7 protein-coding genes are annotated in these 15,713 nt (G+C 57.0%); 1 reads left to right on the forward strand and 6 read right to left on the reverse strand.

Annotated features, from left to right (window positions below; all coding sequences use genetic code 11):
* Positions 1-80: 80 nt before the first annotated feature.
* The 5 genes from istB to AB6Q56_RS05805 form a co-directional block, all read right to left on the reverse strand.
* Entirely contained in the window at positions 81-881 is an 801-nt protein-coding gene (gene istB / locus AB6Q56_RS05785; RefSeq protein ID WP_434517117.1) for an IS21-like element helper ATPase IstB, read from the reverse strand.
* Positions 871-2,367, reverse strand: coding sequence for an IS21 family transposase (gene istA / locus AB6Q56_RS05790; RefSeq protein WP_434517118.1), 1,497 nt, complete (start codon positions 2,365-2,367; stop codon positions 871-873). Before istA ends, istB begins: the two co-directional genes overlap by 11 nt.
* Positions 2,368-2,587: 220 nt before the next feature.
* Positions 2,588-3,943: an HlyD family type I secretion periplasmic adaptor subunit gene (locus AB6Q56_RS05795; protein WP_434516150.1), complete on the reverse strand. Its 1,356-nt coding sequence runs from the start codon at positions 3,941-3,943 to the stop codon at positions 2,588-2,590.
* A gap of 89 nt (positions 3,944-4,032) precedes the next feature.
* Positions 4,033-5,159 (reverse strand): IS3 family transposase gene (locus AB6Q56_RS05800; protein ID WP_374755713.1). Its coding sequence is split into 2 segments (ribosomal slippage): positions 4,033-4,901 and positions 4,901-5,159, totalling 1,128 coding nucleotides; the frame shifts between segments, so codons are not numbered across the junction.
* Positions 5,160-5,291: 132 nt separating this feature from the next.
* Positions 5,292-11,882 carry a putative Ig domain-containing protein gene (locus AB6Q56_RS05805; RefSeq protein WP_434516151.1) on the reverse strand — a complete coding sequence of 2,197 codons (6,591 nt, stop codon included), beginning with the start codon at positions 11,880-11,882 and terminating at the stop codon, positions 5,292-5,294.
* Here AB6Q56_RS05805 and AB6Q56_RS05810 point away from each other — a divergent pair.
* Complete coding sequence (locus AB6Q56_RS05810; RefSeq protein ID WP_046535740.1) at positions 11,881-12,975, forward strand: IS5 family transposase; 1,095 nt, start codon at positions 11,881-11,883, stop codon at positions 12,973-12,975. The two genes, AB6Q56_RS05805 and AB6Q56_RS05810, sit on opposite strands and share 2 nt — an antisense overlap.
* A gap of 113 nt (positions 12,976-13,088) precedes the next feature.
* Here AB6Q56_RS05810 and AB6Q56_RS05815 read toward each other — a convergent pair whose 3' ends face one another.
* Positions 13,089-15,704 carry a M10 family metallopeptidase C-terminal domain-containing protein gene (locus AB6Q56_RS05815; protein WP_434516152.1) on the reverse strand — a complete coding sequence of 872 codons (2,616 nt, stop codon included), beginning with the start codon at positions 15,702-15,704 and terminating at the stop codon, positions 13,089-13,091.
* Positions 15,705-15,713: the final 9 nt, after the last annotated feature.

The raw sequence follows: 15,713 nt of genomic DNA on the forward strand, positions 1-15,713 counted from the left end.
CTGATTTCCGAGCCACGACGAATGCGTTGGGAAAGCCGTGGAGGACGGAGTCCGGAACGGATTTCCCAACGCGGCCTCGATCAGAACGGATCTGCTTCGGGTGGATTTCCCCGCTTGCTCTGCTCCCGCGCCTTGATCCTCGACTTGGCCGTTGCCGTGCTGTGCCGGAAGCGAAACGACTCATTCCCGGTCTCGACGATATGGCAGTGATGCGTCAGCCGGTCGAGCAAGGCAGTGGTCATCTTGGCATCGCCAAAGACGCTCGGCCATTCGGCGAAGGTCAGATTGGTCGTGATCATCACACTGGTGTGCTCGTAGAGTTTCGACAGCAAGTGGAACAGCAAGGCGCCACCGGCCTGACTGAACGGCAAATAGCCCAACTCATCGAGGATGACCAGATCCATGCGCAGCAGCCCCAAGGCAATCCGCCCGGCTTTGCCAGCAGCCTTCTCCTGTTCCAGCGCATTGACCAGATCAACCGTCGAGAAGAAACGCACCCGCTTGCTGTGATGGGTAATGCCCGAGACACCCAGCGCCGTCGCGAGGTGGGTCTTGCCAGTGCCCGTGCCACCAATGAACACGACGTTCTGGGCTTCCTCGGCAAAGGAGAGGTCGGCCAGTTGCCGGATCAGCTTCTGATCCACCTTCGATTGTTCGAAGTCGAATCCGGCCAGATCACGATGTACCGGGAAGCGGGCCGCATGCATCTGATAGCCAATCGAACGCATCACTCGATCAGTATGCTCGGCTTGCAGTAGATGTTCGATCAGCCAACGTGAGGCTTCGACACGGCTGCTACCGTTGGCTGTCAGCTCCTCCCAGGCACCGGCCATGCCGTGCAAACGCAGTTCCTTGAACTCGCTCATCAGCTCACGCATGATCAGTCACCTCGGTACGCAAGCGGTCATAGCGGCCGGTATCGGCAATCGGTACTTCGCTGAGGGTGAGTGGCGTTTCCACCGGTGGCGGCATGGGACCCGACTTCAGGCGGTTGAGCATGTTCTCGATGTGCTCGGCACTGGGTAGGCCGGACTCCAGCACCAGATCGACGGCAACCAGCACCGCTTCCAGATCAAACTGCGAAATTGCCGATAGCACTTTGGCCATCACCCGATCACCACCTTCCCGGCGCAGGAGCAAGCTGCGTAATCGTTGCAATGGCTCCGGCATGTCGGCAAACGGCGCGCCATTTCTCAAGGCCCCTGGCTTGCGTTCGATCAGCGGGATGTAGTGCTGCCAGTCGTAGAGGGTTTGCTGCCGACTGAAGTTGCGGGGATGACTGGCCACCCGAGTATCGTGCGCCACAATGTCGATCCGTTCCGGATAAAGACGCAGGCTGACGGCTTGGCCCACCAGTTCGCACGGTACCGAGTAGCGGTTGCGATCCAGCGTCACCAGGCAGGTGCTCGATACCTTGCCCAAGGTTTCGACGTAGCCATCGAAGGATGCGACCATCGGCATCAGGCTCGGTTGTTCGTGTTCGAGCATCTCGGCCACTGTCAGGTCAGCGTACTCGGGATGACGCAATTCCTGCCACAGCCCCCGGCAGCGCTCGAGCAGCCAGACGTTCAGTTCGGTGAATGAACTGAATCGCTCCTTGCCGGCATCCTGCCAGAGACGGAGCCGACTATCCTGGACGTTCTTCTCGACGACGCCTTTCTCCCAGCCGCTGGCGACATTGCAGAAATCCGGATCAAACAGGTAGTGGGAGGCCATCGCCGAGAAGCGCGAATTGACGATGCGGGATTTGCCTTTCTGCACCTTATCCACGGCCGTCTTCATATTGTCGTAGATGCCGCGCCGGGGAATGCCACCCAGCGCCGCAAACGAGCGGGTATGGGCATCGAACAGCATCTCGTGACCTTGCGTCGGATAGGCTTGAACGACAAAGGCCCGACTGGCGCAGAGTTTCAGATGTGAGGCGAGAATCTTGCGCCAGACCCCGCCAATGACCAGATGCTCTTCGCTCCAGTCGAACTGGAAGGCTTCGCCCAACTCGAAGTGGAGCGGAACGAAGGCTTTACTGACGGCTGCACCGCCATCGGCCCGCCAGCGCCGGATGAATTCGGTGACCCGGCAGTAGGTACCGGTGAATCCGGCGGCCTGCAATTCGCCAAACAGTTTCAGTGCTGTGCGCCGATCCCGTTTCGGACGGCGGGCATCCGCCTCCAGTGCCTTGATCAGGCGCGCCGCATACGGGGCAATCTTGATGTTCGGGTTCTGCCGTTCGTACTTCGGCTCCGCCCCTTCCGGTGTCCGTAACCAACGTTTGACGGTGTTCCGGCTATACCCCGTCTTCCGCGAAATCTCGGACAGCGATAGGCCATCCCGATAAAACAACCGCCGAATCCTTCCCAGATCCTTCATGGTGATCATCTCCTAAAATCCTGCTCAAAAAATGAGCGGACGAGTTAATCACCCTGGTCAATTTTCAGCGCGCACACCCCCACTTTTCTGGTCAGTTTTCAACGAGCGTCAACACCACCATCTGGATATCTATATCCGATTTAATCCGAACGCCCCGTGGTCTCGGATTGGCGAAGCCAAACGAGCCAGGCGGCAAGCGCAGCGCGGCAGGTAGATGCGCTTACCGTTCTCTGGCCGCTTCGTGCCAGGCCTTCCTGACCGGTGACAGCAGGTACTCCATCACCGTCCGGTCACCCAGCCAGATTTCCGCATTCGTCTGCATGCCGGCCGATAGCGCAAAGTGCTGCCCGTCCATGGCCAGCGCCATGTCCTTCAGGCGAACCAGCGCCTTGTAAAGCAAGGGCTGAGCTTTCTTGTTCTGGTCATTCTGGCTGGCATTTGCCGTATTGCTGTCCGCCGCGTCGGCGCTGACATGCTCGACTGTGCCTTCGATCATGCCGTACTTCTGGAAGGGGAAAGCGGCAAACTTGAGTTTTACCGGTTGGCCTTCGCGGACGAAGCCGATGTCTTCGTTGGAGACCCAGACCTCGGCGCGCAGGATTTCATCCTTGGGCACTAGGGTCAGCAGGATGGTACCCGGTTGAACCACAGTGCCGGCCGTATGGGTGGCCAGATCCTTCACGACGCCGTCCTGCGGCGCTTTCAGTTCCAGCAGGCTCTGCTTATGGCTTTGTTTGGCCACTTCCTGCGCCAGTTTGTCGAATTGCCCTTGGATGTCGTTACGCTCGGCGTGCAGTTGTCGCCGGTAGTCGGAATCAATTTGGGTAAGTTTCTTTTCTGACTGAAGGATAGTGGCCTTGGCCGATTCGATCAGGAAGCCCTGGGTTTGCAGTTCCTGTTCTTTTTCCAGGCGTTCGCGCTTCTTGTCACTGCCCATTAGGGAGCCGGCAAAACCGTCCTTGACCAACTTCTCATAAGCCTGGTCCTGGTTGCGGTAATGTGGCAGCACTTCCTCAAGTTTCTTCTTGACCTGTTCGGCGGCCGCCATGTCCTGCTTGGCCTTGATCAGGCGCGAGCGTTCTTCGGCCAAGGCTGCTTCGAGGGCGCTGCGGTTGGCTCGGTATTGGGCGGCGATTTCCTGGGCGAGTTGTGGCGGGTCGTCGGCCAGGGTCTTGAACGGTTGTCCGGCCAATTCGGCTTCGATACGGCGCAAGGCGAGGCGCTTGCGCTGGTAGTCGGCATCGATGGATTTGCTGTCGGCTTCGCTAATCAACGTATCCATGCGCATAAGCACCTGGCCTGCCTGGACGCTTTGCCCTTCCTTGACTAGGATGTCCTTCACGATACCGGATTCGGCCGGCTGGACGATCTTGACGTAGCTTTCGGGAATCAACTTCCCCTCGGCCACGGCAACGATGTCGAGTTTGCCGATCAGCGCCCAGAGGAGCAGCGCCAGCAATAAGACGAGCAAGCCCCACAGCACTTTGCGGCCCAGTGGATTTGGCGGTGCTTCCTGCAGGCGCAGGAGGGGCGGAGAGAAATCGAGCGGATTGGCTTCCGCCTTGGGAAATAGCATGTTCATAGGATGGTTGAGCGCATCAACCTGAGAGGTGGCCCCGCGCAGTTGGACAGAAATTTGGTTTTCTTAAGTGAGTTCTCTGCGGGTTAAGCCGCTGCGGCGAGCAGCGGCTGGTTGAAGTAAGCCGTATCCGGGGTTTGCCCGTCAAGCGTTGAGTGCGGGCGACGACGATTGTAAAAATCGAAGTAGCGGGCCAGCGCCTGTCGGACCTCGGAAACGGTGTCGTAGCCGTGCAGGTAAATCTCCTCGTACTTGACCGATTTCCAGAGGCGTTCGACGAATACGTTATCGCGCCAGCAGCCCTTGCCATCCATGCTGACCTGAATGCTGTGCTCCTGAAGCAAGCCAATGAAGGCCGAACTGGTGAATTGGCTGCCCTGGTCTGTGTTCATGATTTCCGGTCGGCCATACTTCATGATGGCCTCTTCCAGAGCATCGACGCAGGGATCAGCCGTCAGGCTGTTCGACAGGCGCCAACTCAGCACCCGACGGGTTGCCCAATCAAGCACCGCGCTCAGATAGACGAAGCCCCGGCGCATCGGGATGTAGGTCGTATCCATGGCCCAGACCTGATTCGGACGCTCGATGGCAAGGCCGCGCAGCAGGTAGGGATAGATGCGGTGTGCCTGGTTGCGCCGACTGGTGTTGGCCTTGCGGTAGATGGCCTGGATATCGAGCTTCTTCATCAGCGTACCGACATGTTTGCGACCGATTTCATGGCCTTCGAGCTTGAGCATATCGCGCAACATCCGCGCACCGGCAAAGGGATGCTCCAGGTGCAGTTCATCAATCCGCCGCATCAGCATCAAATCGATTTCGGATGTGGGCTGCGGCTGGTAATAGACAGAAGAACGCGAAAGCTCAAGTAACTGGACTTGCCTGACGACAGGCAGATCGTGGGCCTTGTCGATCATCGTTTTGCGCTCGCATCGCCGATGCGACCGAGCGCGACGGCCAAAAAATCAATCTCCAACGCCTGCTGGCCTATCTTTGCATGCAAATCCTTCAGGTCCGGCGTGGCCGCCTGCTTCTCGGCAGCCGTCGCAAAGACACCCGAGGCGTTCTCGAGCAATTGTGTCTTCCATTGCGTAATCTGATTCGGATGAACGTCAAACTTCTCTGCTAACGCAGCCAGCGTCTCATCGCCCTTGAGGGCGGCAATCGCCACTTTGGCCTTGAAGGCGGCTGTGTGGTTACGGCGGGGTCTTCTCATTGCTTCTGCTCCTAGGCAGGCGATTTCCATCGCCCATTGAAGCAGAGATTTCACTTAACTCGATGTCCGGATTCGCGGAACCACCTCTCTGTGCGGTGGGATCGCACCACCGCACAGATCAGAGTCTCGCCTTTATGACAGGCGAACGATACCGGTTTGCAGGCTTGCGAGCGAATTGAGCGCCTGTGGGTTGGTACCCAGATTGGTATCGGAGAGCGTACTTAATGCTGGCGTAACACCGATACCGGCCAGGGTGCCGTTCTTGCCGTACTGGTAGGCGAGATCGCCTCCCATGGCTGCCGTATCCGACCCGGCCAACTGGAAGTTGGTTAGGGCGTTGGTCAGCGCCCAACTGGTCAGACTCGGATTGGCAGTACGCGCCGCATCGAAGGCACCGACCAGGCTGGTGAAATTGAAGTTCTCCACCTTCTGGTCCAGCAACGGGTTGCTGCCACCCTGCACAAAGCCAGCCATGGCTTCGGCCATCACCTGCAGGCGGGTCACCGGTTTCGACGGCGTAGCGGCATACCAGTCCTTGAATGTGATCTGGTCGGTCGTGCCGACCTTGAGCACCAAGTCGTTGGTCGATTTGCTGAAGGTCAGGTCAGTATAGGTCAAGCCACTGCCGCCCAACGACAGCGTATCGCTGCCTGTGCCACCGGTCGCAAAGGTGTCCTGGCCGTCGCCCTTGTTGAACAGGATGATGTCGTTGCCACCGGCCGTGGTGTAGGTGTCGTTGCCCAGTCCGCCAAGAAAGACTTCGGCTCCCGCGCCACCGGTGATCGTGTCGGCGCCCACACCGCCGTTGAACAATGCCGTTCCGGAGGTGTCGGTCAAGATATCGTTCCCGTCGCCACCTTCGAGGATGTCATTGCCGGTGCCGCCGTTCAACGTATTGATGGCTGTGTTGCCGCGTACCAGGTTGTTCAGCGTGTTACCGGTACCGTTGATCGCCGTCGTACCCGTCAGGACCAAGTTCTCGACGTTGGTCGTCAAGGTCAGCGTCACGCCAGATTGGATAGTGTCATTGCCAGCGCTGGTCGCTTCAGTGACCACATCGGTGCTGACGTTGACCACATAGGTGTCGTCGCCCAGACCGCCCACCATCGTGTCGTTGCCGGTACCGCCATCAATCGTGTCATTGCCGTCGCCACCCGTCAGGGTATTGTTGGCGCTGTTGCCGATCAGGATGTTGTCCAAGGCATTGCCAGTACCATTGATGGCCGTCGTACCGGTGAGCGTCAGATTCTCGACGTTGGCCGAGAGCGTATAGGTCACGCTGGACTGGACGAGGTCGGTACCTTCGCCGACCAGTTCGGTGACGACATCGCTGGCGTTGTCGACAACGTAGGTATCGTTGCCGGCACCACCAACCATCGTATCCGCGCCAGTGCCACCGTTCAGCGTGTCGTTGCCCGCGCCGCCGGTCAGGGTGTTGGCCGCCGTATTCCCGGTCAGAACGTTGTCCAGCGTATTACCCGTCCCATTGATCGCGGCCGTGCCGGTCAGCGTGAGGTTCTCGACGTTGGCAGAGAGCGTATAGGTCACACCAGTCTGGACGAGATCCGTGCCTTCGTTGGCATTCTCGGTGACGACATCACCCGTGTTATCGACAACGTAGGTATCGTTGCCGGCCCCGCCAATCATCGTATCCGCTCCGGTGCCGCCGGACAGCGTATTGGCCGCAATGTTGCCTGTGATGATGTTGTTCTGCGTGTTGCCTGTGCCGTTGATTGCCGTCGTTCCGGTCAGAACCAGATTCTCGACGTTGTTGGCGAGGGTCAAGGTGACAGAACTGCGGACGGTGTCGGTGCCTTCGCTGGCGTTCTCGGTGACGATATCTGAGGTACTGTCGACAACGTAGGTGTCATCCCCCAGGCCACCGACCATCGTATCGTTACCGGCACCGCCGTCCAGCGTGTCATTCCCGGCCCCGCCGGTCAGCGTATTGGCGGCCGAGTTGCCGGTCAGGACGTTGTTCAACGAATTGCCGGTACCGTTGATGGCCGTGGTGCCGGTCAGTGTTAGATTCTCGACGTTGTTGGCAAGGGTGTAGGTCACACTGGATTGAACGAGATCGGTACCCTCATTGGCCGCTTCGGTCACGACGTCGGTTGCGCTGTCGACGACATAGGTATCGTCGCCCAATCCGCCGACCATCGTATCGTTACCCGTTCCCCCGTTGAGCGTGTCGTTGCCGGCACCGCCATTCAGAGTGTCGTTGCCCGCTTGACCGTTCAGGGTGTCGTTCCCTGCGCCACCGGTCAGCGTATCGTTCCCGGTCGTGCCATTGAGGGTCAGGTTCTGGACGCTGACCGTGATGTCGAATATGTCCGTCGCGCTCAAATTGCCACCGTCCTTCGCCGTCACCTTGACGCTAACCGTACCCAAAGCGCTGGGCGTGCCGCTGAAGGTCCGGGTAGAGGCGTTGAAGGTCAGCCAGGATGGCAGCGCAGTGCCGTCTGCCAAGGTGGCTGAATAGGCCAACGTATCGCCGTCCGGATCGGTGAAGGCCCCCGAGGGAACGGTATAGCTGAAACTGGCGCCTTGGGCGGCTGCCTGATCGGCCAGCGCGGTCACTAGGGTTGGCGTCCGGTTCGGCGCACCGATGGTCATATTGACGTACTCGCCGGCCGAGTAGTTGTAGTTGTCGGTTCCCCACAGGATGAACTGCAACGTACCGACATCGCCTGCGCCCGGCGTACCGGACATGATGCCGGTGGCCGAGTCAAAATGCAGCCAGGCAGGCACAGCGGAACCATCCGGCATCTTGATGCTGTAGGTGATCGAGTCCCAAACATCCGGATCGGTAATAGTATTGGCCGGCACGGTGTAGCTGAACGAAGTGCCGGCTTTGGCCTGCAAGGTCGGCAAGTAGCTATTAACCGTCGGCGAATGGTTGTTGTTGGCCCGGTCGACCACGGTCTGGATCATAGCCTGATCCCAGACCGTGCCATCGGCAAATTCCACCCGATCGATCTTTTGATCAGCTGCCATGCCGTCGATGGTCGTCGAAGCGCCGTAGTAGTCGATGAAGCCGATCTGGTCGTTGGTTCCCTTGATCTTCAGGAACATGTTCGTGCCGTACTGGAAGGCCAGCACGTCGTTGGCGGTAATGCCCGCACCGAAACGCAGGGTATCGGAAGCGCTTAGGATATCCGTGGTATCGATCGAGTCCTGGCCATCGCCCCGGTTGAAGACATAGGTGTCGTTGCCGAGGTCACCCGACAAGTAGTCGTTGCCCAGGCCGCCGGTCAGCACGTTGTTGCCGACGTTGCCCCACAGACCGTTGTCCATTGCGTTACCAGTCGCCGACAGATCGGCATCGCCATCGACCGCCAGGCGTTCGAGATTGGCCCCCAGGGTCCAACTGACCGTGGAGCGCACCATTTCGTAGCCTTCGTTGGCATTTTCGACAATGACGTCACCGGCATCGTCGATCTCGTAGTAGTCGTCGCCAGCGCCACCAATCATCGTATCCTGGCCAACATCACCAAACATCGCATCATTACCGCCGCCACCGATCAGCGTGTCATTACCGGCCATGCCCCACAGATTGTTGTCTGCATCGTTGCCGGTAATGACGTTGTCCAGTTCATTGCCGTTGCCGCGATAGATGGTACCGGTCAAGGTCAGGTTCTCGACACCGTTGGCGAGCAGGTAATAGGATTCGAAGCTGCGAATCTCGGTATCGAGGCCTTCGTCAAAAGACTCGTTGATCTGGTCGTTTTGAGTATCGGTGTAGTAAGTGTCGTTTCCCGCTCCACCAGACATCCAGTCATCGCCAGCCCCACCATCAAGCCGGTTGTTGCCGGAATTACCAATCAGTTCGTTGTCGCCGCCATCGCCGATTGCGTCGATATTGCTGGTTCCGGTTAAGTGGATATTTTCGATATTGTTTCCTGCCGAGTAACTGGTGCCAACCTCCACCGTATCGATACCGCCATTCGCCAACTCGACGACCTGATCCCCCGCATTATCTAGAACGTAAACATCATTACCGTCACCACCGGTCATCACATCGGCACCCAACCCACCATCCAGGCGGTTGTTACCACTGTTTCCGGTTATCACGTTGTTTAGAGAGTTACCCGTCGCATTCGTGTCGAAGTTGCCTGTGAGCGTCAGGTTTTCCAGATTTTCCCCCAGAACATAGGAGACCGAACTCTGAACGGTATCCAATCCTTCATTCGCCGACTCGGTGACGCTATCTGCAATGTCATCAACCTCGTAGATGTCATCACCCGTTCCGCCAGTCATGGCATCCGAACCTGAACCGCCGATCAAACGGTCATTACCGGCACCGCCGATCAGCACATCGTTACCACCTCGCCCATCCAGGACGTTGTCCTGCCCGTTTCCGGTAATGGTGTTGCCCTGATCGTTACCCGTACCGACAAGCGCAAGCCCCGACAGGGTCAAGCTCTCAATATTGGTACTCAACGCGTAGTCGGCACTCGCCAGAACCGTATCATTACCTTCTGCTGAAAGCTCTGTGATCAAGTCGCCGGTGGTGTCGACTACATAGATGTCATCACCGCTGCCGCCGACTAGCGTATCAATGCCCGTTCCGCCATCCAACAGATCGTTGCCTGCGCCGCCAATCAGAGAATCGTTCCCAGCCAAGCCCAGCAAGGTGTTGTTGTTGGCGTTACCGGTTAGTGCGTTGTCCAACTCATTTCCGGTTCCGGTCAGAGCACTGGGATCGTTCTCCAGGATTAGCGCTTCGACATTGGCACTCAGGGTGAAGCTCTTTGCGCTGCGCACCGTATCGTAGCCTTCGGCGACCACCTCCGTAACCTGATCAGCAAGATCGTCGACAAGGTAGGTGTCATCACCGCTACCGCCTGCCATCTGGTCGGCCCCAGCGCCTCCATCCAATAAATCGGTACCACCGCCGCCAGCCAGAACATCGTTTCCTGCGCCGCCGGTTAGCGAGTCGTCTCCGAGGGCGCCTGACAGTGTGTCGTCTCCGCTCCCACCGGCAAGGAGATCGTTGCCATCGCCGCCGTCCAACACATCATTGTCCGCGCCACCGTCGAGCGTATCGTTACCGGCATCTCCATACAGGGTATCCATGCCAGCACCGCCGGTTACCGAATCATTGCCGGCTCCGCCATATACGGTGTCGTCACCGTCGTCGCCAGTTACCAGATCATTGCCATCGCCCGCATCGGCAACATCATTCCCAGCACCCAGCGTGACGCGATCATCGCCCGCACCTGCACTGACGGTATCGTCGCCGGCAAGCGCATCGATGTTATCTCGCCCAGAAGTGCCTTGAACCGTGTCGGCGTCAGGCGTCGTTGGTAGGTCGATACCAACGGCTGCAATGACGTCGGCAACGCTCATCGTCTGTCCGTTCGAGAATTGGATCGAGCTGATGGGGGATGTTCCGGCAAGGTTGTCATAATCCACGCCATCCAAGTGGATTTCATCTCCAGCAACGCCGGTGCTGATTTTCAGGGAACCCAACCCCAGATGAATCATGTTCAGGTTGATTCCCCCCTGGAGAATCAGCATGTTTGAACCGGCACTATCCTGGATGTGTTTTGCTCCACTCCCCAAGTCAATAACGTAGGTGTCATTGCCTTCACCGCCATCCAAGGTGTCGTTGCCTTTACCGGAACTGAGGAAATCGTTACCGGCTCCGCCAATGAGGACATCGTCACCATCGCCACCATAGAGGCTGTCGTTACCATCGCCGCCATCGAGAACATCGTTGCCGGCATAGCCCGTTAAAACGTCATTTCCTGCTCCGCCATCAAGAATGTCATTGCCCTGGAATTCCAGCGGGGTATCGGAAGAATCGCCATGTAACTGGTCATCGCCATCACCACCGATAAGCGTATCGTTGCCCCCTGCGCCGACCAGCAGATCGTTGCCAAGGCCGCCATCAAGGTAATCGTCTCCTAGTTTCGATGTCGGGGTTGTCTGGTCGTCCCCATACAACTGATCGTTGCCATCGCCACCCAGCAAGGTATCGGCTCCGCCGCCACCTGCCAGCATGTCGTCGCCTTCGCCACCATCAAGATAGTCGTTCCCTTGGGCAGCTTCGGGCGTATCATCGGCCTCGCCAAAGAGTTGATCAATGCCGGCACCGCCAATCAAGGTATCGGCGCCACCGCCGCCTATCAAGGTGTCGTTGCCATCCCCTCCATCCAAGTAGTCATCACCCTGCTTGTCGGGCGGCGCATCGGTATCATCCCCCCAGAGTTGGTCGTTACCGCTACCGCCAAGCAGTGTATCGCTACCGCCCGCACCGTTGAGCAGGTCATCGCCTTCTTCACCATCCAGATAATCATCACCCAGCAGTTCGACCAAGGTGTTGCTGTTATCGCCCATCAATTGGTCGTCGCCTGCTCCGCCAAAAAGAACGTCGTCCCCTCCGCCACCAAATAGCTGGTCTGCGCCATCCTCGCCGTCCAGGTAATCCTCACCATCCGCTGTATTGCCATCATCGGCACTAAGCATGTCATCACCGGCGCCGCCATACAGGACATCATTGCCCCCATTTCCAAATAACGAGTCGTTGCCCTCTCCTCCATCGAGAAAGTCATCTCCGTGCTGCGCCTCGTCAAGGTATGAAGCATCGCCGGAAATCTCGTCATCTCCTGCACCGCCTAGCAGGCTGCTGAAATACTTCCCCATCCTGTCGACGAAACAGCGGGTTTGATCGTTATAGAGATTCACCGAGATTACCGAGAGCACAAAGCGGATCATGCGCGGAGCCGACACCTTCACCGAGAGTTTGTTTACGATGCGTCGCCTGGACGACTTTGTGCCGGCGCAGCACCCGTTGCGGCCGATCCGGGCGATGGTGAATCGGGCGCTCAAGGATATCGAACCCCTGCTCAGCGGCATGTATGCCGCCGACGTCAAAGGCGGTCGCCCCAGCATTGCCCCGGAGAAACTCCTGCGTGCCATGCTGCTGCAAATCTTCTACAGCATTCGCTCGGAACGGCAATTGATGGAGCAGACCCAGTACAACCTGCTCTTTCGCTGGTTCATCGGCCTATCGATGGACGATGCAGTCTGGGTGCCCACCGTCTTCACCAAGAATCGCGAACGCCTGATTGCCCACGATGCCGTGATCGAACTCTTCAATGCGGTACTGGCCATTGCCGAGAAGCAGAACTGGCTATCAGGCGAACATTTCAGTGTCGACGGCACGCTCATCCAGGCTTGGGCGGGACACAAGAGTTTCCTGCGCAAGGACGGCGGAGATGATGAAGGCGGCGGCAATTTCAAGGGCCAGTCACGCAGCAATGACACCCACGCCTCACGTACCGACCCGGATGCCCGACTGTACCGCAAGGGCAATACCGCCAGTGAGTTGCGCTACATGGGACACACCTTGAGCGACAACCGCCACGGACTCATTGCCAGTGCGGTCGTGACCACGGCCGATGGCTATGCCGAGCGGGAAGTTGCCAAGGCCCTGATCGCCGATGCCCGCCAAGTCGCCGGCGAAACGGCTGAAATCACCCTCGGCGCGGACAAGGGCTACGATGCCCAGGAATTCATTGCGGCACTCATCGAACTGAATGTCATTCCCCATGTGGCGCAGAACACCAGCCATCGCCGTTCTGCCGTGCCGGACGACATTGCCGGCAGTGACGGTTACGCGATCTCCCAGCAAAAGCGCAAACTCATCGAACAGGGATTCGGCTGGGCCAAGTTCATTGGGCCGATACGCCAGGTGATGGTGCGCGGACTGGAGAAGGTCGATCAGTTGTTCGTGCTGACCATGGCCGCCTACAACCTGACGCGCATGCGCTCCTTGGGAGCAATCCGTCCGCTGGGGGCAATATGATAGGAAAACACCTCGGAATCCCTGTAAAACACGTGCGAACGACCGAAAATCCGCTTCGCCTTACGAAAAACGACTCCGTTCCATGCCACCGTCTGCAGTTGCAGGGCGGTATTTCAGCAGCCTGCTAGGAGATTGTCGTTACCGGATTCGCCAATCAGGTTATCGTTGCCGCCTTCACCAAAGACCAAGTCGTCACCAGCCCCGGCCCAAACACGGTCATTGCTATTGCCAGCGTGAATAAGATCCGCAGCCCCGCCAGCAGGCTCGACCTCTCCTTCGACCGGGGAGAACACACGGGTATTTCCCTCGTCTGTATAGCCCCAGCCATAGGTTTGCTCATTGGAGTGGTACCAATTGGTGTTATTCAGGTTGTAGAGCCACTGGCTGTCCCACAGTTGTTGCACCGTGTAATTCGCATCGCCCAGAATATTGTCATCACCCGCACCCGCAACCAGAACATCTTGCCCGGCACCGCCTGCCAAAACGTCATTGTCAGCCCCGGAAACAAGAGTGTCATTGCCCTCGTTGCCTGAAAGCCACGAACCCTTCTGGCCACTTCCGCTCTGGGTATTTCCATTCTCGATGGCAACCGCCGTATCGATACGATTGTCGCTATACAGCTTGTCATCACCGGCATCGCCGCTGAGAATGTCGCTGCCAGCCTCCCCTTCAAGGAGATCGTTGCCATCAGCTCCGTTGATAAAGTCCCTGCCCGAACCGCCGCTGATCCAGTCATCTCCTCCGAGTCCGTTGACGTCGTCATCAAGATCGCCGGGCAATATCCAGTCATTTCCTGCACTGCCAAACAGGATATCCCCGTAAGCACCTGCTTCGCCCAGCGGGTTTCCGTAGGCATCTCCGGCAGCTTGAATGCCCTCCTTGGAAGTGTCGGTATCGGCCGGAATAATGTCACCGGTGATCGTGGCGCTTGTTGTCGGGGATTGGGATTCATCAACTGCGTCGAAGTTAATGGTTAGCGTGCTATCAACTGCGTCACCTCCGTCGGCTGGTTGCAAAGTAGCTGTAAGGGTCAGTTGTTGATCAACGTCTACGTCCCCTGTACTGAGAAAGCCGAAGGCAATTTCTGTCTGTCCTTCTGCCAGTGTCAACGTGATATTGCCGCTGTCAAACCCAACGACATCATCCCCAAGAACGGCCTTGAATTTTTCGCCCAGCGCAGAAAGGGCAAGGGTGATGGTGTCGCCAGCCTTGGCTGCCGAATTGAGAAAGACCTTGAGGCCCTGGCCGAGGTTTTCCGCGAGGTTAATGGGGTTAGATGGCGGGGAGGGATCGGCGTTTTCTATGCCAAACGGGTTGGCGCTTGCTTGTTTCTGAATCGATGTTTTTAGCTGGTCTTTGAGGTTGATGCCCAAGGTGCTATTTTTGAAATTTTCAACAGTCCCGATTAGGACATAGTCCTTGTAAATTTCAAGTGTGCCACCTTCACTCAAGGACCCTGATGCTAATTTGTAGACATAACTTTTGTCATTACTATCGGCCCAACCCGACCAGCCTTTTTTTGTTTTCCGTTGCTCTGTGGCTGATCCGGTAAGTTGGAATTTCTGGGCACCTACAACGATTTTGCCGTCTCCCTCGCTATCGAAAATGATGTCTGCACCATCGCCGATGACGTAGGTATCTTCTCCTTTACCACCTTTTAGTGTGTCTTTGCCACCACGTCCATCTAATTCGTTGGCAAAGTCATTACCAATGATGATGTCGTTCCCACTTCCCCCAATAGCGTTTTCGATAATCGTATTAAAAGCGATTACCACGTTACGAGAGGGAGTGCCGATCGAACTTGCCGTCCCCGGCTCAAGATTGATCTCAACAGGGGCTGTAATATTTGACGCGTCAATTACATCTCCAGTACCTCCCGCATCGAAAATGGTCTGGTACTCGGCGCGTTCAGTTAATGTTGTTTGTTTAAAATTTGAAAATCGAGTGTTATCTCCAGATGTCTCTAAATTAACCCCCAAAAGCCTTTGAAGTGCAAAAATATCGTAGCGTTCAGGCGTAATCGTCTGAGAGGATGCCGCTGTATCTTGTAGAACCGATCCGTATCCTGCTCGATCATCGGTGTAGGGTCGAATTTTCCGGTAGGACATGATCGTATCGAGTCTATTGTCCTCCTTTCCTGCGAATACCTCTTGCCCTGCCAAATATGACCCTGGGTGATCCAGTCCCAAAGCATGTTCTATTTCGTGCATAAGAGTCACGAAATACCCTGATCCAGGCGCCCATTCTTGTCCATCGCCATTCATGTCAGATGACTTTGGCATAACAATTACATTGTAATCTCTGGATGTATCTCCAAAATATTTTCTGACGTTGTAACCTCCAATATCCGTGACACCATCAGCTGCAGTCATTCCAGCTAGGTCGCCTGTACCAAAACGAATCTGCGCGTTGGTATCATCGCGTTGAAAAGTTACACCAAGCACCTTTCCTAGCGCAGCAAAGGCTTTATCGATCATCGCCATTTGCGCTTCGCTGACTGGCGTAAAATTTTTACCTCGCTTTTCGGTCCAATCCGCAAGCGCTTGTACATACGCAGGGTCACTTGCACCTAAAGCGTAATCGGAAACTTTTGGCCCATCTCGTGCCTCAAGAAACCCACTTGAAAGAACACCATATTTGATAGTCTGCCCAGCTGAGAAGCCAGTAGGGCCGAGTTTACTCAGGCTGTCTGCTAGCCATTTATCTACAAACTGTGTATTCGGTTCCATAGTATCGAT

This window comes from Dechloromonas sp. ARDL1 (genome assembly GCF_051122455.1).
In the GTDB taxonomy this organism is placed as follows: Bacteria; Pseudomonadota; Gammaproteobacteria; order Burkholderiales; family Rhodocyclaceae; genus Azonexus.

Coding starts and splice junctions, on each gene's coding strand:
- istA (WP_434517118.1), bottom strand. CDS start 2,367: ATGAAGGATCTGGGAAGGATTCGGCGGTTGTTTTATCGGGATGGCCTA.
- AB6Q56_RS05795 (WP_434516150.1), bottom strand. CDS start 3,943: ATGCTATTTCCCAAGGCGGAAGCCAATCCGCTCGATTTCTCTCCGCCC.
- AB6Q56_RS05810 (WP_046535740.1), top strand. CDS start 11,881: ATGCGCGGAGCCGACACCTTCACCGAGAGTTTGTTTACGATGCGTCGC.
- AB6Q56_RS05805 (WP_434516151.1), bottom strand. CDS start 11,882: ATGATCCGCTTTGTGCTCTCGGTAATCTCGGTGAATCTCTATAACGAT.
- AB6Q56_RS05815 (WP_434516152.1), bottom strand. CDS start 15,704: ATGGAACCGAATACACAGTTTGTAGATAAATGGCTAGCAGACAGCCTG.